The sequence below is a fragment of the Streptomyces atroolivaceus genome (assembly GCF_000717025.1).
In the GTDB taxonomy this organism is placed as follows: domain Bacteria; phylum Actinomycetota; class Actinomycetes; order Streptomycetales; family Streptomycetaceae; genus Streptomyces; species Streptomyces atroolivaceus.
Genome location: NZ_JNXG01000019.1, coordinates 45633 through 68726 on the forward strand (window position 1 = coordinate 45633; position 23094 = coordinate 68726).

A 23094-nucleotide genomic window follows, 5' to 3' on the forward strand; every position below is an offset into this window, starting at 1 on the left:
GCGATCACCATGAGCGAACGGGGCGCACTGCGGGCCCGGCTTGATCTGCTGGCCCGGGAGGTCGCCAAGTTCGGCGCGGTCGGCGCACTCGGGCTGGTCGTCAACATCGCCGTCTCCAACCTGATCTGGCGCACCACGGACATTCCTGTGGTGCGGGCCGGGCTGATGGGGACGGTCGTCGCCATCCTCTTCAACTACGTCGGCTTCCGCTACTGGACGTACCGGGACCGCGACAAGACCGGCCGGACCCGGGAGCTGACACTGTTCCTGCTGTTCAGCGCCGTCGGTGCGGTGATCGAGACGGGCGTGCTCTACGCGGCGACGTACGGCTTCGGCTGGAACAGCCCGGTCCAGAGCAACGTCTTCAAGATCCTCGGCATCGGCATCGCCACGCTGTTCCGCTTCTGGTCCTACCGCACCTGGGTGTTCAGGGCCCTGCCCGCCAAGGAGGCCGTGCTCGACGCGGAACGGTTTCTGGAGCAGCGACGACCCTCCGACGAGGTAGCGCCCGGCCCCGTGCCCCACTGACGCCCGGCGCCCCGGCGGTAGGGGCCGGCGCGGTGGGCGGGCCGCTCAGCGCACCGGGCGCGCGGATTCCTTGCGGCTCGGCGCGACCCGGCTGAGGAAGAGGGCGAAGACCGGAGGCTGCTGCTGGAGCAGTTCGAGCCGGCCACCGTCCGCCTCGGCGAGGTCCCGGGCCACCGCGAGGCCGATTCCGGTGGAGTTGCGCCCGCTGATGGTGCGCTCGAAGATCCGCGCCCCGAGGTCGGCGGGGACACCGGGGCCCTCGTCCGTGACCTCGACGACGACCTGGTTGCCGGTGATGCGGGTACGCAGCGCGACCGTGCCGCCCCCGTGCATCAGCGAGTTCTCGATCAGCGCGGCGAGCACCTGGGCGACGGCTCCGGGGGTGCCGACGGCCTCCAGCCCGTGCTTGCCCGAGCAGACGACCGCGCGGCCGGCGCTGCGGTAGGCGGGCCGCCACTCCTCGATCTGCTGCTTCACGACCTCGTCGAGGTCGAAGGCGACGGCGGAGCCGGTGCGCGGGTCACGGGAATTCGTCAGCAGTCGCTGCACCACGTCCGTCAGCCGCTCCACCTGGGTGAGAGCGATGTTCGCCTCCTCCTTCACCGTCTCCGGGTCGTCGGTGACGGAGATCTCCTCGATGCGCATGGAGAGGGCGGTCAGGGGTGTACGGAGCTGGTGCGAGGCGTCCGCGGCGAGACGGCGCTCCGCGGTCAGCATCCGCGCGATCCGCTCTGCGGAGGAGTCGAGGACGTCGGCGACCCGGTCCAGCTCCGTCACGCCGTACCGCTTGTGCCGGGGGCGCGGATCGCCCGATCCGAGGCGTTCGGCGGTCTCCGCGAGGTCCGTGAGCGGGGAGGTCAGCCGGTCGGCCTGGCGTACGGCGAGGAGTACGGCGGAGATGATGGCGAGCAGCGCCACCGCCCCGATGATCAGCAGGGTCCGGCCGACCTCGCGGGTCACGGCGGAGCGGGACTCCTCGACGGTGACCTTCTCGCCCTGCTCCCCCATCTCCGTGCTGCGGGTGACGTTGCTGTCCGTGGGGCGCTCGCCGACCTCGATGGGAGCCCGGCCGGGGATCTCGACGCGGGCGTAGCGGCTGGCGTCCACCTGCTCGGCGAGGACCTGGGGGGTGATCCGCTCGGCGCCGAGCAGCCGGCTCTCGACGACGCTGATCAGCCGGAAGGCCTCGGAATCGACGCTTTCCTGGGCACTGTTGCTGATGGTGCGGGTCTCGACGATGACGAGGGACACGCCGAAGACGGCGATCACGACGAGCACCACGGCGAGCGTGGAGTTGATCAGTCGGCGGCGCATGACTGTTCTGTACGTCAGCTCTTCTCGAACCGGAAGCCGACGCCCCGGACGGTGGCGATGTAGCGCGGATTGGCCGCGTCGTCGCCGAGCTTCTTGCGGAGCCAGGAGATGTGCATGTCGAGGGTCTTGGTGGAGGACCACCACGTGGTGTCCCAGACCTCACGCATCAGCTGGTCGCGGGTGACGACCCGGCCGGCATCCCGCACGAGGACCCGCAGCAGGTCGAACTCCTTGGCGGTGAGCTGGAGTTCCTCGTCTCCCATCCAGGCCCGGTGCGACTCGACGTCGATCCGGACGCCGTGCGTGGCGGGCTGCGGGGCGTGCTCGGCGGCACCGCGGCGCAGCAGGGCGCGGACCCGGGCGAGGAGCTCGGCCAGACGGAAGGGCTTGGTGACGTAGTCGTCCGCCCCGGCGTCGAGGCCGACGACCGTGTCGACCTCGTCGGCCCGGGCTGTCAGCACCAGGATGGGTACGGCGTGACCGCCGGCCCGCAGCCGCCTGGCGACCTCGAGGCCGTCCATCCCTGGCAGCCCCAGGTCGAGGACGACCAGGTCGACGCCCCCCTGGAGTCCGGCGTCGAGCGCGGTCGGACCGTCCTCACGGACCTCGACCTCGTAACCCTCACGACGCAGGGCGCGGGCCAGTGGCTCCGAGATGGATGCGTCGTCCTCGGCGAGCAGTACACGGGTCATGCAGTGATGGTAGTCCGCGCGGGCATGCCGGAGTGAGGCGCTGGTCAAGCCCTGCGGGTCAGGGCCACGAATCGGACATCCTCCTTTGAATATGGGACCGTGGTTCCACCTAAACCTGTGATCCGCGTCTCAAGTCCTTCCATATCCCCGTGTGTCGTGTCGTATGGTTGCTCGACGCCTGTTGCACCGCCGAAGGACCTTTGGGCAGCTTTTCGCGCCAAGGGTCCCTTTTGTGTACGGGCCGGTTTCCGCCGGCCCCGACCAGTGAATGACCTGTGGGCCGGGCCCGGAGCGCGAGGACGCGCGCCGGGTGTGGATCCCTGAGCGGTCGGTCCCACGACCCCGCCCCCGCACTCCCTACGGATCGGGTGGCCGGATCGAATCCCTCGAGGCGTCAGGGGTGGGGCGCGTCCGCCCCGGTGCCGGCCACCCCCCACCGGGCGCGTACCGCTCACGAGGCGGCGCGTCCCGACCAGCAAGGATCGACCATGGCGTCCAGCCTGACGAAGGACCCGGCCAGTACTTCTGGTTCGGAGAAGACCTTCTTCGGCCACCCCCGCGGCCTGGCCACTCTCTTCATGACGGAGATGTGGGAGCGCTTCAGCTACTACGGCATGCGCGCCCTTCTCCCGCTCTACCTGATCGCTCCCAACGGGCTTCACATGAACCCCGCCACGGCCACGGCGATCTACTCGGTCTACCTGTCGCTGGTGTACCTGCTCGCCATGCCCGGCGGCTGGTTCGGCGACCGCGTCTGGGGCCCCCGCAAGACCGTCGCCATCGCGGGCGGCGTCATCATGCTCGGCCACCTGACGCTGGCCCTGCCCTCCGAGGGCACGTTCTTCGCCGGGCTCGGCCTGGTCGCGATCGGCTCCGGCCTGCTGAAGTCCAACATCTCCACGATGGTCGGCCACCTCTACGACGGCCCGGACGACCCGCGCCGTGACGGTGGCTTCACGATCTTCTACATGGGCATCAACATGGGTGCCTTCGCCGCCCCGCTGATCATCGGCACCGTCGGCGAGAACGTGAACTGGCACCTGGGCTTCGCCCTGGCGGCCCTCGGTATGGGACTCGGTGTCGCCCAGTTCCTGCTCGGCACCCGCCACCTGAACGAGCGCAGCCTCGTCGTGCCCAAGCCGCTCTCCGCCGACGAGCGCGCCTCCACCCTGCGCAAGTCGATGATCTGGCTGGGCATCGCGGCCGTCTTCTACATCGGCACCGTCGTCACCGGCGTCTACACGCTGAACTGGCTGCTGGTCCCGATCACGATCGCGGGCCTGGTCATCCCGGTGATGGTCCTGGTGCGCATCAAGCGCGACAAGGAGCTCAGCCAGACCGAGCAGAAGAAGATGTCCGGCTACATCTGGTTCTTCGTGGCCGCCGCCATCTTCTGGATGATCTACGACCAGGGCGGTTCGACCCTGGCGATCTTCGCCGACTCCTCCGCGGAGAACTCGGTCCTCGGCTGGGACTTCCCGGTCTCCTGGTACCAGTCGGTCAACCCGGTCCTGATCATGGCACTGGCCCCGGTCTTCGCCGCCTTCTGGATGGCGCTGAACCGGCGGGGCAAGGAGCCGAGCACGGTCGTGAAGTTCAGCTCCGGTCTGGTGCTGGTCGGCGCGTCGTTCTTCCTCTTCCTGGCACCGCTCACCATCGCGGGCGACGGTCACAAGGCCGCCGCGATGTGGCTGGTCGCGATCTACTTCGTACAGACCGTCGGCGAGCTGACGCTGTCCCCGGTCGGCCTGTCGGTCACCACGAAGATGGCCCCGGCCAAGTACGCCAGCCAGATGATGGGTGTCTGGTTCCTGGCCGTGACCGCCGGTGACTGCACCACGGGCCTGCTCTCCCTCGCGGGTGTCGAGCTCAACGGCACCGGGGTGGTTGCCCTCCAGGCCACCCTCGCGGTCCTCGCGGGTGCCGCGGTCTTCATGTACCGCGGCAAGGTCAAGGCGCTCATGGGCAACGTCCGCTGACACGGACCCCGCCCACACGGCTCAGGGCCCCGCACCGATCGGTGCGGGGCCCTGAGCCGTCGGCGGGGATACGCGCGGAAGGCGAGAGGCGAACGGGGCTACGCGGGCGCCGCGAGCTCCGCCCAGACGGTCTTGCCGGGCTGGTCCGGTGCACGCGTCACGCCCCAGTCGAGGCACAGCCGCTGCACGATGAACATGCCGTGCCCGCCGGGCCGGCCCGCGCGGTGCGGGGTCCGCGGCGCCGGCTGGCCCGCTCCGCCGTCGACGACCTCGACGCGGAGCATCTTGGCCGAGCAGGCGATACGGAGCTCCTCGGGGCCGCCCGCGTGCAGGCAGGCGTTCGTGACGAGCTCGGAGACGACCAGCAGGACGTCCTCGGCTGCGGCCCTGCGGTCGGCGCCCGACGCGGGCAGCCAGCCCCAGTCGTGGAGCGCCTCCCTGGCGAAGTCGCGAGCCATGGGGACGATGCCGGTGGCCTGTCTCAGCGAGAGCGTGCGCCACTGCCGGTCAGCGGGCGCGGCAGGGGCGGGGCCCGTGCCGTCCGGCTCGCGGCCGAGGCCGCCCGGCGGATGCTGCCGGGTGGTGCTCATCAGCGCTTCACCTCACCGATTCACCGTGTGTTGCCATCGAACAGATACTGATCAGATACAGATTGTGCGGGCTTCAATGTCCCGACGGGGTGTCTTCTGCCCGGCCGAATGGTGACAACACCCACCTCGTCTACGCCATGAGCGTGACTGCTGCGACAGGCGGGGCTCCGTGGCCGGGAATACGCATGGATCACACCACGGTCAGTCGCCCAGAGCCTCTTCGAGCGAGGCGTGGACGGTGAATACCGCCTCCGCCCCCGTGATCTCGAAGACGCGAGCCACCACGGGCTGCATTCCGGCCAGGTGAACCCCTCCTCCGGCGGCCTCGGCCTGCAGGCGCGCACCGAGCAGCACGTTGAGTCCGGTGGAGTCACAGAAGTCGAGGCGCGCGCAGTCGACCACCAGACGCGTACGTCCTTGCCCGACCGCGCTCTCCAGAGGTTCCCGCAGCAGATCTGCGGTGTGGTGATCGAGCTCACCCACCGGCGTCACGACTTCACTGCGGCCCTCGGACCGGACATCGACCTGTAGCCGACCCCGGTTCGCACTGCCGACCGTCCCGCGGTCCATGCCCGTCCCTCTTCGCCGTCCGTCACTACCCGCGCCCCTGTGTACGCGGCTTCATCGTGGCTGCCCCCGACGTGCGTAAAACATTACGCGTTTCCCTCGCCACACGGTAGTCGAAGAACTCAACAAAGCGGACATATAGGAGTATTTGGCGCTTGTAACTCACCGCTGGAACCGGGTAAGGGTAGAAGGGACATCCACCCAGAGAATTTCGATCGGCTTCGGAGGCGCCGCTTCACCGCAGGAAGACGTATGGGCATCGGCAGCCATATGCCGAGAACGATGGAGGAGAACCATGTCACCCCGGCTCGACGTATCGCGTACCCACATCGCGACGTCGGCATGTCCTCAGGGACCGACCGATTCCGACTCCGCTGCCGCGAGCGCCGTACCCGGCCCGCGAAAAAGCACCGGCACCACCGTCACCACCACCGACCTGACCACCGACGACCTCCTCCCGGGCGACGGGTTCGACGGCCTCGAGGGTCTTCCCGAGATCCCGCCCTACGCCGAAATCGGCGCGCTGGACGCCAGGGCCCTGTCGAAGACGCTCTTCGCGCGGCTCGAAGCCCTTGAAGAGGGCACCCACGAGTACGCGTACGTCCGCAACACCCTCGTCGAACTCAACCTGGCCCTGGTCAAGTTCGCCGCCTCCAGGTTCCGCACCCGCAGTGAACCGATGGAGGACATCGTCCAGGTCGGCACCATCGGCCTGATCAAGGCGATCGACCGCTTCGAGCTCAGCCGCGGCGTGGAGTTCCCGACGTTCGCGATGCCCACGATCGTCGGCGAGATCAAGCGCTTCTTCCGTGACACCAGCTGGTCCGTGCGCGTCCCGCGCCGACTGCAGGAGCTGCGGCTCGACCTGGCCAAGGCGGGCGACGAACTGGCCCAGAAGCTGGACCGCGCGCCCACCGTCCTCGAACTCGCCGACCGCCTCGGCCTCAGCAGGGACGAGGTCGTGGAGGGCATGGCCGCGAGCAACGCGTACACCGCGAGCTCGCTCGACGCCAAGCCCGACGACCACGGCGACGGCAACGAGGGGGCCCTCGCGGACCGTCTCGGTTACGAGGACCACGGCATCGAGGGCATCGAGTACGTCGAGTCCCTCAAGCCGCTCATCGCCTCGCTCCCCCTGCGCGACCGCACGATCCTCTCCATGCGGTTCGTCTCCAACATGACGCAGTCGGAGATCGGCGAGGAGCTCGGCATCTCGCAGATGCACGTGTCCCGGCTGCTCTCCCGGACTCTGGTCAAGCTCAGGAAGGGCCTGACCGTGGAGGAGTGACCCGGCGTCACCGGCACCACCGGTACGTCGTCGCGGAAGGACCTGCCCCGGCCGTCGGGCGGGTCCTTCCGCGTTGACGGGTCCCTTCGCATCGTTGACGAAGTGCCACCGACTGGGCCACATTGGGCGGGGTTCTGGGGGGAACACACATGGCTCTTGGGGAGACCGGCCCGGCGGGCCACGCCGCGCCGGAAGCGGCGGAGACGGCGGAATCCACGACGGGCGACCGGCCGGCGGGAGCGCCGCCCGGTGGCTGACACGGCGGGCGCCCGCCCACCCACGGCCGAGGCGCCGCCGCCCCCACCCGCCCCGGGGAGCGGCACGAGCGGCGACTCGATGTTCCGCAACGCCTACGCCCTCATGCTCTCCACCGGTGTCTCCGCCGCTCTGGGCCTGGGCTTCTGGCTGGTCGCCGCCCGCCACTACACGGAGGAGGCCGTCGGGCAGGGCTCCGCCGCCATCGCCGCGATGCGGCTCCTGGCCTCGGTCACCGCGACGACGATGATCGGCGCCGTCGTGCGCTACGTGCCCCGCGCCGGACGCGCCACCGCGTCCCTGGTCGCCCGTGCCTACCTGGTCAGCTCCGTCGTCGTCACCGTGGCCTGCGTGGCCTTCCTGCTCACCCTGGACCTGTGGGGTGATTCGTACGCCCCGCTCGGCACCCTGTCCGCAGGGCTCGTCTTCACCGGCTCCTGCGTCGCCTGGGCGGTCCTCACGCTCCAGGACGGGGTGCTGACCGGGCTGCGCAAGGCCGTCTGGGTCCCCGTCGGCAACGCGGTGTTCTCCCTCGGCAAGCTGGTGCTGCTCGCCGCGTTCGCGACCGCCCTGCCCGTCCTCGGCGTCTTCGTGTCGTGGGCGGCGGCCATCGCCCTGTCCGTACTGCCGCTCGGCTGGCTGATCTTCCGCCGGCTGATCCCACGTCAGGCCGGAGCCGACCGCGACCGCGAACCGCCCCGGCTGCGCGAGGTCGGCAGATTCCTGGCCGGGGACTCGGTCGGCGCGCTCTTCAGCCTGGCCATGATCAACCTGCTGCCGGTGATGGTGGCCGTGCGCTTCGACGCGGCGCACAACGGCTTCTTCTACATCGCCTACACCGTCGGCGGCACCATGGAGTTCATGGCCATCAACATGGCCTCCTCCCTCACCGCGCACGCCTCTCACAGCCCCGGGCACCTGGCCGAGGGCGTACGCGGGGCACTGCGCCGCATGGCGGTCCTGCTGGTTCCCGTCGTGGCCGTGCTGGTCCTCTTCGCCCCGCAGATCCTCGGCCCCTTCGGCCCCGACTACGCCGACCACGGCACCCTGGTCCTGCGGCTGCTGGCCGCGGCCGCCCTGCCCCGGGTCGTGGTCGAGCTGTATATCGGCGTTCTGCGGGTGCAGGGCAGGACCGGAGCGCTGGCCGCCCTGCAGGGCGCGATGTGCGTCCTCGTCCTGGGCACTGCGACGGTGCTGCTCGGCCCGATGGGGATCGCCGGAGCGGGCTGGGCGATGCTGATCGCCATGACCGCGGTGGCGTCCGTGTCCGCCCTGGGACTGCGCTCGGCCCTCACCGGGCGGTCCCTGTGGCGCTCCCGGCGTCCGGCGCCGGAGGAGGAGTTCGGGACGGAGTGGGCCCGGCTCGCGGCGCGGCGCGCCCGGGAGCGAGGGGGCGAGGACTCGTGATCCGGCCGTCGTCCACGTCGGTGGCGTACGGGGTCCCTGGGAGGGTCAGCGGCCGGGCACCGGCTGCTTGAACCAGTCGTCCTGGCCGGCCGTGCGGTAACCCTCCAGCCCCGGACCGTCGTTGACCGTGAGATCGCAGCCCTCGCCCGGGACCGCGCGGTTCCAGTGCACCAGCGCCTTGGCCCCGGGCATGGTCCGGGCGGCCTCCGGGATCTCCTCGTACCACTCGCGCTGGCGGTCCTCGTCCGCCGGGTCGGGCACCGTGGCGTACTCGGCGAACATCAGCGGCTTCCCGGCGCTGATGTGGGCGCGCAGCCACTCGTACGCCGGCCGCTGGCTGCGGTCGAAGTCCTTCCAGTCCGTGGTGTCGTGGCAGGTGAAGTAGTTGTACTGGTCCATGCCGATCCAGTCGACGTAGTCGTCGCCCGGGTAGAGCCGTTCGAAGAGCTTCCCCGCCGGGAGGTAGCCGGACACCGTCCACACCCACACCACGTTGTCCACACCGAGCTCCTCGAACCGGTCGTGGAGGTGGCGGTAGGCGGCGACGTACTCCTCGGGGGTGCCCGCGTCGCCGACCCGGGCGTCGGCCTCCTGGTCGAAGGAGAAGAACACCCGCTTCCCGTACGCCTTGATGCGACGCGCCTGCGGGTCGATGATCTCGCGGTCGTACGTCCCCGAAGCGACCTTCGCCCAGCCGAGCTGGTCCTCGGTCCAGTCGGTGTGGTGCGGCTCGCGCCACACGGTGGACTCCCAGGCCAGCATCAGCAACCGGTCCCGGCCCAGGATCTGTTCGTCGCGCGTCAGGAGCTGTCCGTCGAGAGCGGTGTTCGACATGTCGTGGTAGGTGTACAGGAGGTCGAGCTTCCGGCCGATCTTCTTCTCGAACGCATACACCGCGTCCTTGAGCGAGCCGTTCCCGGCGTGCGGCACATAGGCACCCCACCAGGCCCCGCACGGCGGCACGAGCAGGGCGGTGGGGGCGCACGACCCACCGGGGACCGGGCCGGTGGCGGCGTCGGCGGGGAGGGCGCCTGCCGCGGGTGCCCCGTCATCGCCCTCGTCGGAGGAGGGCGTGCCGAACCAGGCGAGGAGTCCGGTCAGCAGGGCCACGGCGGCGGCCAGGGCGAGCACGAGGTGCGTACGGGGCCGGCGCTCCCCCCGTGCGCGGCGGATCACCTCCGCCTCGCGGGTGCCGCAGGGGTCCGCTCGACGGCACCCCGCGTCGCCGCGGGCAGCGGAAGTCCGGGGAGGGCGGAGGCGAGGGTGGTGAGCGCGGCGAGCGACACCAGGAACGCGGTCCCCGAGAAGGCTTCCACCAGGAACAGCGAGGTGGCCACGGTGACGGCCAGGGAGAGCCCGAGGGGCGCGGCGAGGGCGGCCGCCTCGAGACGCGCACCCGGCCTGAGCGGTCCGGACTGCGGATACAGCAGAGCGAGCCCGGGGCCGAAGCAGACGAAGAGGAGGACGGGTGACCAGCGCAGCGGGGTCCCCCCGGGCAGCGCCGTCGCGGCGAGCGCCACCCATCCGGAGAGCCCCAGGGCGGTTCTGGTCAGGACCTGCCGGGCGGGGAGTACCGGTCGCCGGTTCTCGGACACGTGACTGCCTTCCTGGTCTGGGGTCTGCCGTGCGGATGGGTCCCGGGTCCGCCGTGAGGACGGGTCTCAGGGGCTGTCGTAGCGGAGGACGACGCCGTGTCCGGTCCGTTCGACCACATGGAAGAGCGGCGAGGCTGCGAGGTCCCGGGTCAGTGAGGCGAAGCCGCCGGGGGGCAGGAGCCCCTCGCCGGCGGTGTAGATGTCCTGGGTACGCGTGAGGATGACGTAGGCCGTGGTGCCGGGGGGCAGCCTGGTCGACAGGTAACCCGCCGGATCCTTGAGCATCTCGGTGTTCTCGGGCAGCTCCTGTTCGGCGAAGAACCAGTGCTCCAGCCGGTCGTAGCGGTGCAGCGCCTTCGGGAAGGAACCCGTGGTGGCCAGGATCAGCGCCCCTTCGGGGGCTCTGTCGATGGCTCGGGTGACGAGCGCGGTCTCGGCGGGCGGGGTGTAGTTCATCCGCTCCTTGCCGTAGTACGCGGGCATGAAGCCGGCGAGCAGTGCGGCCAGCGTCACCGGGAGGGCGACCGCGCCGGCTCTCCGCACGGACGGCCGCACCCGGTGCGCTCCGGTGCCGCCGACCGCCGGCACGAGCGCCGCGGCGGCGAAGAAGGCCGCGCCCGGGAGCGCGAACAGATAGACCCGGAAGAGCATTTCGCCGCCGTAGTCGTTGACCACGAACAGGGGTACGGGCGCGACGGAGGCCAGCAGCAGCGGCAGGGCGCTGTGCGCCAGACGGCGCCGCAGCAGGAGGGCCGCGCCCGCGAGGGCGGCGACGGCCAGCACCATCAGGATGGAGGCTCGCCCCGCGAGCTCGGGGCCGGCCCCGGTGAGCTGGCCGGCGTATCCGGCACGGGAGTTCTGGGTGAGTTCGCCCAGGGAGTCGCGCAGGGTGCCCAGGGTCTCCATGAACAGCGGGCGGCCCATGGTGAGGTCCCAGGCCAGCATGATCGCCCCGGCGACGGCGAGAAGCCCGAGGTTGCGGTAGCGGCGGGTGAGGCAGAGCGCGAGCAGGGTGACGCAGAGCATCACGGGGGTCAGCTGGTGCACGGCGTTGACGGCCACGATCACGGGCACGAGGACCACCGCACAGACCGCCCGCTGCCGGACGCCGGTGGGCGGCGGGACGGCGGCGGCGGCCGGGTCGAGGCAGGCGCGCGAGCGGAGCTGCCCGGCCGAGCCCGGCCGTACGAAATGCCGTACGACGACGGCCAGTACGGCGAGGTGGAGGAGGAAGCCGAGACCCTGCGGGGCGAGGTAGTCCTGGCCCACCCAGTTGGCGAGCTGGAAGATCCAGACCGCGGTCCACACGAGGCGCCGGTCCTCGCTGAAGGTGCGGTAGATCAGGAGCAGGACCGGCATCATCAGCAGGCCGAGGACGACGGGCGCCCAGTTCAGGTAGGCGGCGGCGCTGTCGGCCCCGAAGGCGCGGACGAGCCCGCCGTTGAGCGTGAAGAAGCCGGGCCACTGGTCGTAGGCGGACATGTTGCCGGACAGGCCCTCGTCCGGACGCAGTTCACCGTTGGCCAGCAGGTGGTCGATGACCGCGTCGTGCTTGGAGGCCCAGGGGTAGCGCTCCGAGTCGTACAGGACGGCGGGTACACCCTTGAGCGCCATCAGCAGCCCGGCGCAGTACGACGCGGGCCACCACGGGGCCGTGCCCGCGCGGCGGAGGCTGACCAGGAAGCCGGCGGTCAGGAGGAGCAGGGAGAGGTAGTAGGTGACGGGCAGCCGGTCCAGGAGTCCGTACTCGCCCATCGAGCGGAACCCGATGTGCGGCAGCGAGGAGATCCAGAGAGCGGCCGCCAGGAGTAACGGCAGCCAGGTGAGGAGCGTCCGGGGTCTCGGCGCGCCGGGGAGGCGGCGGGCCGGCTCCGGGGGGACGGCGTCGGGCTGCCCGGTGGGAGGCGCCGGCTGGGCACTCCCCGCGGTGCTTTCCCCGACCGGCGCGGGCACATGCTGTGGCACGGTGCGACTCCCCCCACGGATGTGGTCACGGCCGTCACGCCGCTGTCCCCTTAAGCGAAGTATAGGAACGTGCTGCGTCTTTGTGGTGTCTTTGTGGTGCTCTCGCCCATTCCTCCATGGCCCACTCGTCCGTAGCGCGCTTCTCCGTGGTCCGGTCGGCCGTGGCGCGCCTCCGTGGCCCGGTCGGCCGTGGCCCGTCGGCCGTGCCCCCGTCGGCCGTGGCCCGCTTCTCCGTGGCCCGCCGCCTCATCCGGCGAACACCGGCCCCCGCGCGGCGGCCCGCGCCCGCCGGTACCACCGCCACCCCACGGTCCGCAGCGAGTCCGGGAACGGCGCCACGCGTGCGCCCTCGCCCGCCATCCAGCGCTCGAGGTCCCGCACCGTGTGGCTCCGGCGCAGGATCAGCCGCGCGATCCGGTACGGCTCGTCCCGGCCGGAACTCAGCGCGTGCCGGACGGCCGCCGCGCTCTCGTAACCGGCGGCGCGGGCGGCACGGCGCACCCGCGCGCTGTTGTATCCGTGCGGGTACGCGAGGTGGTCCACCCGGTGGCCCAGGACATCCTCCAAGGCCCTCTTCGAGTCGACGAGTTCGGACCGCAGGGCCGCACCGGACAGCGTGTCCAGCTGTGCGTGGGTGACCGTGTGCCCGCCCACCTCCATGCCGTACTGCTCCAGCAGCGGCACCTGCCCCAGGCCCATCATCGGCGCGGGCGGCAGCAGGCTGCCCCCTCCGGACCGGGTCAGCGCTCCGGTCGTGAGATAGGCGGTGGCCGGCACCGACCGTCCGGCGAGCGCCTCGGCGGTCGGCCCCGGCAGGTCCGCGAAACCGTCGTCGAAGGTCAGGACGACCGGGCGGTCCGGCAGCGGCGCACGTCCCGCGAGGTGAGCGACGAGGGCACCGACCGGGACCGGTGTGCGGCCCCAGTGGGCGAGCGCGTCCAGCTGGGCCGAGAAATCCCTGGGTGTGACGGTGAATTCGGCGATCCACTCCGGTGGGTCGTCCATCACCGCGTGGTACAGCAGCACGGGTATCCGGGCGGCCACCCCCTGTCCTCCCGGTCCGCCGGGCACCCCGGGCCCGCGCGCGTTCATCTCCCCTCCCAGGGGCGCGCGGCACCACGGAGGGCGAGCCGGGCGCGTACGTATCCGAGGGGCCCGTAGAGCAGACCACGCCGCTCCAGCCGGGAAAGATGCCGGGGCCACGGGTAGGTGTACGCACCGTGCTCGCCGGGAACGCCGGGGCGCCCTGCCGCGCCGGTGGCACGAGGCGCCGTCATCGTGCGGGCATGGGCGAGACCGCGCGGCAGCCGGGCCAGCAGGGGCGGCAGCAGGGCGGGCCTGCTGACGAGGAGCGCGGTGAGGCAGGCCGTCAGCCCGGCGCCGTAGCCGTACGCCTGGCCGCACAGGTCCTCCCAGCGCTCCCTGTGGTGGTGCCAGACGATCGCGTCGGGCGTGTAGTACAGCGGGTGCCCCTCGGCGAGGAGCCGTACGAAGGCGTAGAGGTCGTCGCCCCCCTTGGCCGGGGTGCCGGTGCCGGTGGCCGGGTCGAAACCGCCGACCGACCGCAACGGCCCGGCGCGGAAGGCCATGTTCGCGCCGGAGCCGAACCGCCCGGCCGTGAACGGGAAGAGCGGCTCGTCGGCGGGCGGGTGCGCGGGGTCGTAGCACCGCGCGGAGAACCCCTTGGCGAATCCGCCGTGGCTCTCCAGCAGGACCTGCGCCGGAGTGGTCAGCCTGGCCGGGAGGATCAGGCCGGTGACACAGGCCAGGCGGAGGTCCTCGCCGAAGGGCCGGGTGAGCGCGGTGAGCCAGTGCGGGTCGGCGATGACGTCGTCGTCGGTGAAGGCGAGGACGTCGGCCCCGGCGACGGCGACACCCCTGTTGTGCGCGGCGGCCAGACCGGGCACCGGCTCCAGCGCGTAGCGCACGCCCCGGCCCGCGTAGGCGGAGGTGACCAGCTCGCGGGTGGCTCCGGTGGCCGGGGCGTTGTCGACGACCACGATCTCGAAGTCCGGGTGGTCCTGGGCGAGCAGCGAGTCGAGGGCGCGGGCGAGCTGCGCGGGGCGCTCCCGGGTCGCGACGACCACCGTGGCCCTGGGCACCTCCCCGGTCGGTGGACGCTCCGGGGCCTCCGGGACGACGATCTCGTCCGCCGCCTGCTTCGCGAGGACGGAGGCCGGGTCGTCACCCGCCCTGACACGCCCGACGACCGTACCGACCGGGCGCCCGCGCAGCCGTACGAGGGCGAAAATCCGCCGGCCGGCCCCGTCCCGCGCGGCGGTGTCCAGGGGCGGCCCGCCGGGGGCGGGCCATACCCGTGCCCCCGTGCCGTCGGCCGCGTCGAGCTCCAGCTCGGCGACGGCGAGGCCGGCGAGCCGGCCCATGTCCGGCAACCTCGGCGTGTGCCTTGTCCGTCCGTTCCCGTACGGCATTCCGGTCCCCCCGGTCGAGACGCTATGGACGTTTCGGTTCGCGCAGCCGGCCGGCCCGTTCGAGACCGCGCTGCGCCAGGCCCGCCAGCCGGGGCCGTGTCCGTACGAAGTCGTGCGCGCGGCGGGAGGGTTCGCGGCCCAGCCAGTGCAGGGCGGCGCCCGCCCCCGGCCTGGCCGAGGTGCCCTCGTACACCCTGAGCTCGCCCGTCTTCAGGGCGTCCTTGTACACGGCCGCCCCGCGCCCCATGTCGAGCATCCCGACTCCGTCGTCCGCCGCCGCCCGCGCCATCCGCAGGTGCAGGACCAGGCCCGGCGAGAACTTCGCGAACGAGGGGTCGTAGGCCGGGAACCAGCACGAGAGCACCGTCCGCGAGCGCAGCCCGAAGTGGGCGGCCACGGGCCGGTCGTCCGCGTACAGGACGGAGAGCAGACCGGAGCACCCGGGCGCCCGGGTGTGGAAGAGGAACTCCCCCAGACCGCGGATCCACCTCTTCGCGAAGCGGTCACGGCGGCCGGTCCTGCGGTACTGGGCGGACTTCCACTCCATCAGGGTCCGCAGCACCGCCGGATCCCGCTCGTCGAGGACGAACCGCACCTCCCCGGCCTCCCGGCCGAGCTTGCGCTCCTTCGCCAGGGTGGTCCTGAGGAACTTCGGCGACCGCGCGCGCAGCGCCTTCTCGTAGGCCTCGTAACCGTGACCGACGTCGATGACGTACGAGGCGTGCGAGCGGGCCGCGTCCGGCTCGAAGAGGCCCTGGCGCTCCTCCAGGTTGTCGAACTCCCAGGTGGAGAGGGAGCAGGCCCGGAGCAGCTCCTTCGCGCCCAGTGGAAGCTGCGGACGCAGTACCGCGCCCTGTACGTCGGAGACCCCGAGGCCGACCGCCCGGCCGTGGCCGAGCCGGCCCCGTTCGAACGGGAAGAAGCCCGCCGTCCCCCCGGCGCCCTCGCCGATCACCGCCACCCGCGCGTGCGGCCGGACGCGGCCGACGGCCAGGGCGAACTCCGGCTCCATGAACGGCTGCGCCGGGGCGCCGGACTCCGCCCGCAGCTCCCGCCAGGTCTCGATGTCCCCCGCGCCCAGATCTCCGGGCCTGACCACACGTATGCGCCTGCTGCTCACCAGACCCCCCGGTCCTGCCCCCTGAGCCACACTGCCCGGAACGGTACCGGGCCGCGTCACTCAGCGGTAGACGGCCGCGACACCCCGTGACCGGCCGGTGGGCGCCCGGCCCGGCCGGGGGTGTCACAGGACCCGCTCGCCCCTCTGCCACACGGCGCCGACCAGCGGGACTCCCGGCCGGTAGGCGAGATGGACGTGACTGGGGGCGTCGAGGATCACGAGGTCGGCGCGGGCACCGGGCGTGATGCGGCCGATGTCGGAGCGGCGCAGTGCGGCGGCGCCTCCGGCGGTGGCGGACCAGACCGCCTCGTCGGGGGTCATGCCCATGTCCCGTACGGCGAGGGCGATGCAGAACGGCATGGAGGAGGTGAAGGAGGAGCCCGGGTTGCAGTCCGTGGACAGGGCGACGGTGGCACCCGCGCCGAGGATGCGCCGGGCGTCGGGCCAGGCCGCGCGGGTGGAGAACTCCGCGCCGGGGAGCAGGGTGGCGACGGTGGAGCCCTGGCCGAGCGCGTCGAGGTCGGCGTCGTCGAGGTGCGTGCAGTGGTCGGCGGACGCCGCGTCGAGTTCGACGGCGAGCCGGACGCCGGGGCCGTGGCCCAGCTGGTTGGCGTGGACGCGGGGGTGCAGGCCCCTGGCCTTCCCCGCGGTGAGGACCGTGCGCGCCTGGTCCTCGTCGAAGGCGCCCCGCTCGCAGAAGACGTCGATCCAACGGGCGTACGGGGCGCAGGCGTCCAGCATCGGCCCGGTGACGAGGTCCACGTAACCGGCGGGGTCGTCGGCGTAGTCGGGGGACACGATGTGGGCGCCGAGGAAGGTGACCTCGTCGGTGTGGCGGGCGGCGACGCGCAGGGCTCGCGCCTCGTCCTCGACGGTGAGGCCGTAGCCGGACTTGGTCTCGAACGTGGTGGTGCCCTGCCGGAGCGCCTCGGTCAGATAGCGCGCGACGTTGGCGGACAGCTCGTCGTCGGAGGCGGCACGGGTGGCGGCCACGGTCGTGCGGATGCCGCCCGCCGAGTACGGGCGGCCGGACATGCGGGCGTTGAACTCGGCGGTGCGGTCGCCCGCGAACACCAGGTGGGAGTGGGAGTCCACGAAGCCGGGGATCACGGCCCGGCCGCCCGCGTCGACGGCGTTGTCGGTGGCGGGTGCTTTGCTTGTCTCACCGGTCCATACGACGCGGTCGCCGTCGATGACGACGGCCGCGTCCCGGATCAGGCCCAGGGGGGTCCCGTCTCCGAGGGAGGGGTCGTTGGTGACCAGGTTCGCGATGTGGGTGATGGCGGTCGTCGTGGTGGTCGTCATCCGGGCACTGCTTTCGTCGGGTTCGCCCGGCTGGACCGCCGGGTTCGTCGGCCGTCGCGCCTTCGGCGCGGGCCGGAGGCGTCGTTCCGGCGCGGGCTCGGGTCCGGCTCGCTCTCCTGGCCCGGGCCCGGGCCGGGCACTCAGGCGTACAGGGCGGCGACGGCCGAGGCGAGCGCTCCCGGGACGTCCTCGATCCGTGTGTGCCTGCCGTCCCGGACGATGTGCCGGCCCGCCACCACGGTGTGCCGTACATCGGCGGCGGTCGCGGCGAATACGGCCGCTTCGGCTGCCAGCCGGGGCACCGGCCCCGCTGTTCTGACGGAGTCCAGGGCGACGGTGGCGAGATCGGCCGGCGCCCCCGGTTCGAGTACGCCCGCGTCCGGGCGGCCGAGCGCGGCGTGCCCCTCGGCGGAAGCCGCCCTGAGCAGGGCTGCCGCCGTCCAGTGGCCGCGCACATGGGTGCGGAGGCGTTCGTTGAGTTCCATCGCCCTGGCCTCCTCGAAGAGGTCGATCACGGCGTGGCTGTCGCTGCCCAGCGAGAGGGGGGATCCCGCGCCCTGGAGGGCGGTGGCGGGACCGATGCCGTCGGCGAGGTCACGTTCGGTCGTGGGGCACATGCAGGTGCCCGTCCGGGAGGTTCCCAGCAGCTCGATGTCCTCGGCCGTGAGGTGCGTGTTGTGGATGCCGGTGGTGTGCGGGCCGAGGACCCCGTGGTCGGCGAGGAGCCGGGCGGGGGTGCGGCCGTGGGCGGCGAGGCAGGCGTCGTTCTCCGCGGTCTGTTCGGAGAGGTGGACGTGCAGCGGGACCGCGCGTTCCTGGGCCCACCGGGCGACGGTGGCCAGCTGCCCCGCCGGCACGGCTCGTACGGAGTGGATCGCGGCGCCGATCACCACGAGGTCGTCGTCGCCCTTGAGGAGGGAGGCGCGTTCGGCCCAGGCGTCGGCCGTGGTGTCGGAGAAGCGCAGCTGGTGCCTGCTCGGCTTCTCCCCGAATCCGGCGGCGAGATAGGCGGTGTCGAGGAGGGTGATGCGGATGCCCGCCTCCGCCGCCGCCGCGATGAGCGCCTCGCCCATGGCGTTCGGGTCGTCGTAGGGCGTCCCGCCGGGCGCGTGGTGCAGATAGTGGAATTCGCCCACCGCGGTGATGCCGGCCAGCGCCATCTCGGCGTACGTCGCCCTGGCCAGGTCGTAGTAGGTGTCGGGGGTGAGGCGGGAGGCCGTCCGGTACATCAGTTCGCGCCACGTCCAGAAGGTGCCGGAGCCCACCTGGACGGTGGAGCGCAGCGCGCGGTGGAAGGCGTGCGAGTGGGTGTTGGCCAGCCCGGGGACGGTCAGCCCGTGCAGCGGGGTGGCGCCGGGCGGCGGGGTGTCGATGCCCGTCCGGACACCGGCGATGCGCCCGCCGGCCACGTCCAGGAGGACGCCCGGTTCCACGTGGGTGCCGAGCCAGGCGTGCGACATCCAGTACGTCGCGGTGACCGGTGTTCCCGTAGGTTGCGTAGTCAGCTGCACGCGAGACCTTCCAGTACGTCGGCGAGTGCCCTCACCCCGGCCACGCAGTCGTCCTCCGCGGCGTGCTCGGCGGGCGAGTGCGAGATTCCGGTGGGGTTCCGTACGAACAGCATGGCGGTCGGCACGGAAGCGGACAAAATACCCGCGTCGTGTCCCGCCCCCGTGCCGAGCACGGGCACGGGGCGCCCCGCACCGTCGGGACCATGCTTCTCCAGCACCCGGCGGATCTCGTCCCGCAGCGCGTGCTGGAAGTCCACCACCGGCGTGAACGACTCGCGTACGACGTCGAGATCGATCCCGGCCCGCTCGGCGTGCTCCCGTGCGGCCCGCTCGACACCGCTGACGACGGCGTCGAGAGTGGCCTGGTCGGCGGCCCGTGAGTCGAGCCACCCCCGCACGAGGGAGGGGATGGCGTTGACCCCGTTCGGTTCGACGGCGATCTTGCCGAAGGTCGCGAGACCTCCGGCGAGCTCCGCCTCGCGCCGGGCCGCGAGCACGGTCTCGGCGTAGGTGAGCATCGGGTCCCGCCGGTCGGCGAGCCGTGTGGTCCCCGCGTGGTTGGCCTCGCCGCGGAAGTCGAACCGCCAGCGGCCGTGCGGCCAGATGGCCGAGGCGACCCCGACCGGGTCCCCGGTCAGGTCGAGGGCGCGCCCCTGCTCCACGTGGAGTTCGACGAACGCGCCGATCCGGGCGAGGCGTCCGGGATCGGGCCCGATGGCGTCGGGGTCGTACCCCGCGGCCTCCATGGCCTGGGGCAGCGAGACGCCGTCCCCGTCGCGGAGCCGGTGCGCGTCCTCGGCGGTCAGCTGTCCGGCGGCGAGCCGGGAACCGACGCAGGCGAGCCCGAAACGGGCCCCTTCCTCGTCACCGAAGTTGACGACGGCGAAGGGCCTGGCGAACACCGCTCCCCTGCGGCGGAGTTCGTCCAGAGCCGCGAAGGCGGACACCACGCCGAGAGGGCCGTCGAAGGCGCCGCCGTCGGGCACGGAGTCGAGATGGGACCCGGTGACCACGGCGTCCCCCGCGAGCGGATCGCCGAGCCAGGCCCACTGGTTGCCGTTGCGGTCGACCTCGTGGTCGAGACCGCGCGCCTCGGCCTGCGCCTGGAACCAGAGGCGGCAGTCGGCGTCGGCTCCGGTCCAGGCGTAGCGGCGGTAGCCGCCGGAGGCGTCGCTGCGGCCGAGGGGCCGCAGCGAGCGCCACATGGCGTGGAAGGTGTCGCTCACGCGGTGCCTTCCTCCCGCATCGGGATGCGCACGCCGCGCTCCTCCGCCACCGACTCCGCGATGTCGTAGCCCGCGTCCACGTGCCGGATGACGCCCATGCCGGGGTCGTTGGTGAGGACGCGGCGGATCTTCTCGCCGGCGAGCTTCGTGCCGTCGGCGACCGAGACCTGGCCCGCGTGGAGGGAGCGGCCCATGCCCACGCCGCCGCCGTGGTGGATGGAGACCCAGGAGGCGCCCGAGGCGACGTTCACCATGGCGTTCAGGAGCGGCCAGTCGGCGATCGCGTCGGAGCCGTCGAGCATGGCTTCCGTCTCGCGGTAGGGGGAAGCCACCGAACCACAGTCCAGGTGGTCTCGTCCGATCGCGAGCGGGGCGGCGAGGGTGCCGTTGCCGACCATGTCGTTGAACATGTCGCCCGCCTTGTCGCGCTCGCCCTGGCCGAGCCAGCAGATCCGGGCCGGCAGCCCCTGGAAGCGGACCCGCTCACCGGCCATCCGGATCCAGCGATGCAGCGACTCGTTCTCCGGGAAGAGGTCGAGCAGGGCCTTGTCCGTCTTGTGGATGTCCGACGCCTCGCCCGACAGCGCCGCCCACCGGAAGGGCCCCTTGCCCTCGCAGAAGAGGGGCCGGATGTACGCGGGCACGAAGCCCGGGAAGTCGAACGCGCGCGCGTATCCGGCGAGCTGGGCCTCTCCCCGGATCGAGTTGCCGTAGTCGAAGACCTCGGCACCCGCGTCCATGAAGCCGACCATCGCCTCGACGTGCGCGGCCATCGACTCGCGGGCGCGCCGGGTGAAGTCGGCCGGCTTCTCGGCCGCGTAGGAGGCCATGTCGTCGAAGTCGACGCCGACGGGAAGGTAGGCGAGCGGGTCGTGCGCGCTGGTCTGGTCGGTGACGATGTCGACGGGGGCGCCCTCGGCGAGCATGCGGGGCAGCAGTTCCGCCGCGTTGCCGAGGAGGCCGATGGAGAGCGGGCGCCGCGCGTCGCGTGCCTCGACGGCCAGCTGGAGCGCGTGTTCGAGCGAGTCGGCCCGGACGTCCAGGAAGCGGTGCTCGATCCGGCGCTCGATGGCCCGGGGGTCGCAGTCGACGCAGAGGGCCACGCCGTCGTTCATGGTGACGGCCAGCGGCTGGGCCCCGCCCATTCCGCCGAGTCCGGCCGTCAGCGTGATCGTCCCGGCCAGCGTCCCCCCGAACCGCTTCGCGGCGACGGCTGCGAAGGTCTCGTAGGTGCCCTGGAGGATCCCCTGGGTCCCGATGTAGATCCAGGACCCGGCGGTCATCTGCCCGTACATGGTGAGCCCGAGTGCCTCCAGACGGCGGAACTCCTCCCAGTTGGCCCAGTCGCCCACCAGGTTGGAGTTGGCGATCAGGACGCGCGGCGCCCATTCGTGGGTCTGCATGACGCCGACCGGACGGCCGGACTGGACGAGCATCGTCTCGTCCTGCCTGAGCGTCCGCAGCGTACGGACCATCGCGTCGAAGGACCGCCAGTCGCGGGCCGCCTTGCCCGTGCCGCCGTAGACGACGAGCTTGTCGGGGTGTTCGGCGACCTCGGGGTCGAGGTTGTTCTGCAGCATGCGCAGGGCGGCTTCCTGCTGCCACCCCAGGGCGCTCAGTTCCGTACCGCGCGGTGCCCGTACGGGGCGGGGTCCTGACATGGGGCTGCCTCCTCGCGACTGTGACTCTCCTATTCACATCCTCTCCGTCTGAATACTCCTAGTCAACAGGTGAGGGTCGCGCCACGCGGGGGCAGGCCTTGTGTCATCACACTCCCGGGGAGGCCACGTGCCCGCATCGCAGCCAACGACCCCGGCCGGTGAACCCGCGCTGAAGCGGGCCATCGGCCCGAAACTCCTCATCCTGTTCGTCATCGGCGACATCCTCGGCACCGGCATCTACGCCACGACCGGCAAGGTCGCCGGCAAGGTGGGCGGGGCGCTCTGGCTGCCGTTCCTGATCGGGTTCGTGGTGGCGATCCTGACGGCGGCCTCCTACGTCGAGCTCGTCGGCAAGTACCCCAAGGCGGCCGGCGCCGCGCTCTACACCCAGAAGGCCTTCAAGGTCCCGTTCCTGACCTTCGTCGTCGCCTTCATGGTCATGTGCTCGGGCCTGGCCTCCGCCAGCGCCGCGGCCCGCGCCTTCAGCGGCGACTACCTCGGCGAGTTCACCGACGCCCTGCCGCCCACGCTCATCGCGATCCTCTTCATCCTCGCCCTCGCGGCGATCAACCTGCGGGGCGTCGCCGAATCGGTGAAGGCCAACGTCGTCCTGACCCTCGTCGAGCTCAGCGGCCTCCTGGTGATCCTCTCGATCGGTGCCTACGCCGTCCTCACGGGCGACGGCGAGCCCTCCCGGCTCACCGACCTGGAGACGGGCGGCACGGGATACGCCCTGATCACCGGCGTCCTCGGCGCGACCGCGCTCGGGTTCTTCGCCTTCGTCGGCTTCGAGGACTCGGTGAACATGGCCGAGGAGACCCAGAACCCCGCCCGGACGTTCCCGCGCGCCATCTTCATCGGCGTCGCGGTGACGGGCACGATCTACGTCCTGGTCGCCCTGGTCTCGTCCCTGCTGGTCGACTCCCGCACCCTGGAGGGGTCCAGCGGACCGCTGCTCGAGGTGGTGAAGGCGGGCGGCCTCGACTTCCCGCCCAAACTCTTCGCGCTGATCGCCCTGTTCGCGGTCACCAACTCCGCGCTGATCAACATCATGATGGCCTCGCGCCTCTGCTACGGCATGGCCAACGAACGCATCCTGCCTCCCACGATGGGCCGCGTCCTCGCCAAGCGCCGCACCCCGTGGGTCGGCATCGTCTTCGTGACCGTGCTCGCCATCGGACTGGTGTCCACCGGCGAGATCGAGGGCCTCGGCGACACCACCTCGTTCCTCCTCCTCTGCGTCTTCGCCGTCGTCAACGTCGCCGTGCTGGTGCTGCGCAAGGACCCGGTGGACCACCCGCACTTCCGCACGCCGACGGTGCTGCCCGTACTGGGGGCGATCACCTCCCTGATCCTGGCCAGCCCGCTGGCCGACCGGGCCGCGGACGTCTACATCCGGGCGGGGATCCTCGTACTGATCGGAATCGGTCTCTGGGCGGTCAACAGGGCGGTGATGTCCGCCCGCGAGAAGGCGTGAGGACGAGCACCGGCGGACCGGATCCGCCGCGGAACGACAGCCGGCCGGACACGTTCCGACCGGCTGTCGCGCGTCCACCTGCCGTCCTCCGCACGGCCCGCCGCATGTACCTGTGGAAAATGCCAGAACCCCCACCAGGCGCACACACGTTGCGTAGCCTCTCCATTACACCCGTACACCAC

At 71.8% G+C, this 23094-nt stretch carries 18 protein-coding genes and 1 pseudogene; 5 read left to right on the top strand and 14 right to left on the bottom strand.

Translation table 11 applies throughout. The features are described 5' to 3' along the window. Window positions 1-9: 9 nt before the first annotated feature. Window positions 10-528, top strand: a complete 519-nt coding sequence (locus OO67_RS30770; protein ID WP_033305076.1) for a GtrA family protein — start codon at window positions 10-12, stop codon at window positions 526-528. 45 nt (window positions 529-573) lie between these two features. Here the strand turns inward: OO67_RS30770 and OO67_RS30775 are convergent, their stop codons facing one another. Continuing rightward, window positions 574-1842 carry an ATP-binding protein gene (locus OO67_RS30775; protein WP_033305077.1) on the bottom strand — a complete coding sequence of 423 codons (1269 nt, stop codon included), beginning with the start codon at window positions 1840-1842 and terminating at the stop codon, window positions 574-576. Window positions 1843-1856: 14 nt separating this feature from the next. Continuing rightward, window positions 1857-2534, bottom strand: a complete 678-nt coding sequence (locus OO67_RS30780; protein ID WP_033305078.1) for a response regulator transcription factor — start codon at window positions 2532-2534, stop codon at window positions 1857-1859. Window positions 2535-3022: 488 nt separating this feature from the next. Here OO67_RS30780 and OO67_RS30785 point away from each other — a divergent pair, with 488 nt between their 5' ends. Beyond that, window positions 3023-4513 (top strand): oligopeptide:H+ symporter, encoded by a 1491-nt coding sequence (locus tag OO67_RS30785; protein WP_033305079.1) that lies wholly within the window; start codon window positions 3023-3025, stop codon window positions 4511-4513. Window positions 4514-4611: 98 nt separating this feature from the next. Here OO67_RS30785 and OO67_RS30790 read toward each other — a convergent pair whose 3' ends face one another. Both OO67_RS30790 and OO67_RS30795 read right to left on the bottom strand, forming a co-directional pair. After that, a complete protein-coding gene (locus OO67_RS30790; RefSeq protein WP_033305080.1) occupies window positions 4612-5103 on the bottom strand; it encodes an ATP-binding protein in 492 nt (163 codons plus the stop codon). 201 nt (window positions 5104-5304) lie between these two features. Continuing rightward, window positions 5305-5673: an STAS domain-containing protein gene (locus OO67_RS30795; protein WP_033305081.1), complete on the bottom strand. Its 369-nt coding sequence runs from the start codon at window positions 5671-5673 to the stop codon at window positions 5305-5307. A gap of 292 nt (window positions 5674-5965) precedes the next feature. Between OO67_RS30795 and OO67_RS30800 the strand changes: the two genes are divergently transcribed. Next, entirely contained in the window at window positions 5966-6958 is a 993-nt protein-coding gene (locus OO67_RS30800) for an RNA polymerase sigma factor SigF (RefSeq protein ID WP_033305082.1), read from the top strand. Between the two features lie 249 nt (window positions 6959-7207). After that, window positions 7208-8611, top strand: a pseudogene (locus tag OO67_RS30805) (lipopolysaccharide biosynthesis protein); the annotation flags it as partial. A gap of 54 nt (window positions 8612-8665) precedes the next feature. Here OO67_RS30805 and OO67_RS30810 read toward each other — a convergent pair. The 10 genes from OO67_RS30810 to hutU form a co-directional block, all read right to left on the bottom strand. Further along, window positions 8666-9796 (bottom strand): glycoside hydrolase family 26 protein, encoded by a 1131-nt coding sequence (locus OO67_RS30810; protein ID WP_033305083.1) that lies wholly within the window; start codon window positions 9794-9796, stop codon window positions 8666-8668. Further along, on the bottom strand, window positions 9793-10215 hold the full coding sequence (locus OO67_RS30815) for a hypothetical protein (RefSeq protein ID WP_051710046.1): 423 nt from the start codon (window positions 10213-10215) through the stop codon (window positions 9793-9795). The genes OO67_RS30810 and OO67_RS30815 overlap by 4 nt, the downstream gene beginning before the upstream one ends. Before the next feature lie 66 nt (window positions 10216-10281). Further along, window positions 10282-12180: a hypothetical protein gene (locus OO67_RS30820; protein ID WP_244300357.1), complete on the bottom strand. Its 1899-nt coding sequence runs from the start codon at window positions 12178-12180 to the stop codon at window positions 10282-10284. A gap of 246 nt (window positions 12181-12426) precedes the next feature. Next, the gene (locus tag OO67_RS30825; RefSeq protein WP_033305144.1) at window positions 12427-13206 is read right to left on the bottom strand and encodes a polysaccharide deacetylase family protein; all 780 of its coding nucleotides are present in this window, start codon (window positions 13204-13206) and stop codon (window positions 12427-12429) included. 62 nt (window positions 13207-13268) lie between these two features. Continuing rightward, entirely contained in the window at window positions 13269-14564 is a 1296-nt protein-coding gene (locus OO67_RS30830) for a glycosyltransferase (RefSeq protein WP_033305084.1), read from the bottom strand. Window positions 14565-14634: 70 nt separating this feature from the next. Then, window positions 14635-15732: a GNAT family N-acetyltransferase gene (locus tag OO67_RS30835; RefSeq protein ID WP_033305085.1), complete on the bottom strand. Its 1098-nt coding sequence runs from the start codon at window positions 15730-15732 to the stop codon at window positions 14635-14637. A gap of 123 nt (window positions 15733-15855) precedes the next feature. Next, a complete protein-coding gene (gene hutI, locus OO67_RS30840; RefSeq protein ID WP_033305086.1) occupies window positions 15856-17037 on the bottom strand; it encodes an imidazolonepropionase in 1182 nt (393 codons plus the stop codon). Between the two features lie 140 nt (window positions 17038-17177). Continuing rightward, on the bottom strand, window positions 17178-18548 hold the full coding sequence (locus tag OO67_RS30845; protein WP_033305087.1) for a formimidoylglutamate deiminase: 1371 nt from the start codon (window positions 18546-18548) through the stop codon (window positions 17178-17180). Further along, on the bottom strand, window positions 18539-19753 hold the full coding sequence (locus OO67_RS30850) for an allantoate amidohydrolase (protein WP_244300361.1): 1215 nt from the start codon (window positions 19751-19753) through the stop codon (window positions 18539-18541). Before OO67_RS30850 ends, OO67_RS30845 begins: the two co-directional genes overlap by 10 nt. Before the next feature lie 17 nt (window positions 19754-19770). Further along, window positions 19771-21435: a urocanate hydratase gene (gene hutU / locus OO67_RS30855; protein ID WP_033305089.1), complete on the bottom strand. Its 1665-nt coding sequence runs from the start codon at window positions 21433-21435 to the stop codon at window positions 19771-19773. 127 nt (window positions 21436-21562) lie between these two features. Here hutU and OO67_RS30860 point away from each other — a divergent pair, with 127 nt between their 5' ends. Continuing rightward, the gene (locus OO67_RS30860) at window positions 21563-22912 is read left to right on the top strand and encodes an APC family permease (protein ID WP_106972850.1); all 1350 of its coding nucleotides are present in this window, start codon (window positions 21563-21565) and stop codon (window positions 22910-22912) included. Window positions 22913-23094: the final 182 nt, after the last annotated feature.

Coding starts and splice junctions, on each gene's coding strand:
- OO67_RS30770 (WP_033305076.1), top strand. CDS start 10: ATGAGCGAACGGGGCGCACTGCGGGCCCGGCTTGATCTGCTGGCCCGG.
- OO67_RS30775 (WP_033305077.1), bottom strand. CDS start 1,842: ATGCGCCGCCGACTGATCAACTCCACGCTCGCCGTGGTGCTCGTCGTG.
- OO67_RS30780 (WP_033305078.1), bottom strand. CDS start 2,534: ATGACCCGTGTACTGCTCGCCGAGGACGACGCATCCATCTCGGAGCCA.
- OO67_RS30785 (WP_033305079.1), top strand. CDS start 3,023: ATGGCGTCCAGCCTGACGAAGGACCCGGCCAGTACTTCTGGTTCGGAG.
- OO67_RS30790 (WP_033305080.1), bottom strand. CDS start 5,103: ATGAGCACCACCCGGCAGCATCCGCCGGGCGGCCTCGGCCGCGAGCCG.
- OO67_RS30795 (WP_033305081.1), bottom strand. CDS start 5,673: ATGGACCGCGGGACGGTCGGCAGTGCGAACCGGGGTCGGCTACAGGTC.
- OO67_RS30800 (WP_033305082.1), top strand. CDS start 5,966: ATGTCACCCCGGCTCGACGTATCGCGTACCCACATCGCGACGTCGGCA.
- OO67_RS30830 (WP_033305084.1), bottom strand. CDS start 14,564: ATGGGCCGGCTCGCCGGCCTCGCCGTCGCCGAGCTGGAGCTCGACGCG.
- hutI (WP_033305086.1), bottom strand. CDS start 17,037: ATGACGACCACCACGACGACCGCCATCACCCACATCGCGAACCTGGTC.
- OO67_RS30850 (WP_244300361.1), bottom strand. CDS start 19,753: ATGTGGCGCTCGCTGCGGCCCCTCGGCCGCAGCGACGCCTCCGGCGGC.
- hutU (WP_033305089.1), bottom strand. CDS start 21,435: ATGTCAGGACCCCGCCCCGTACGGGCACCGCGCGGTACGGAACTGAGC.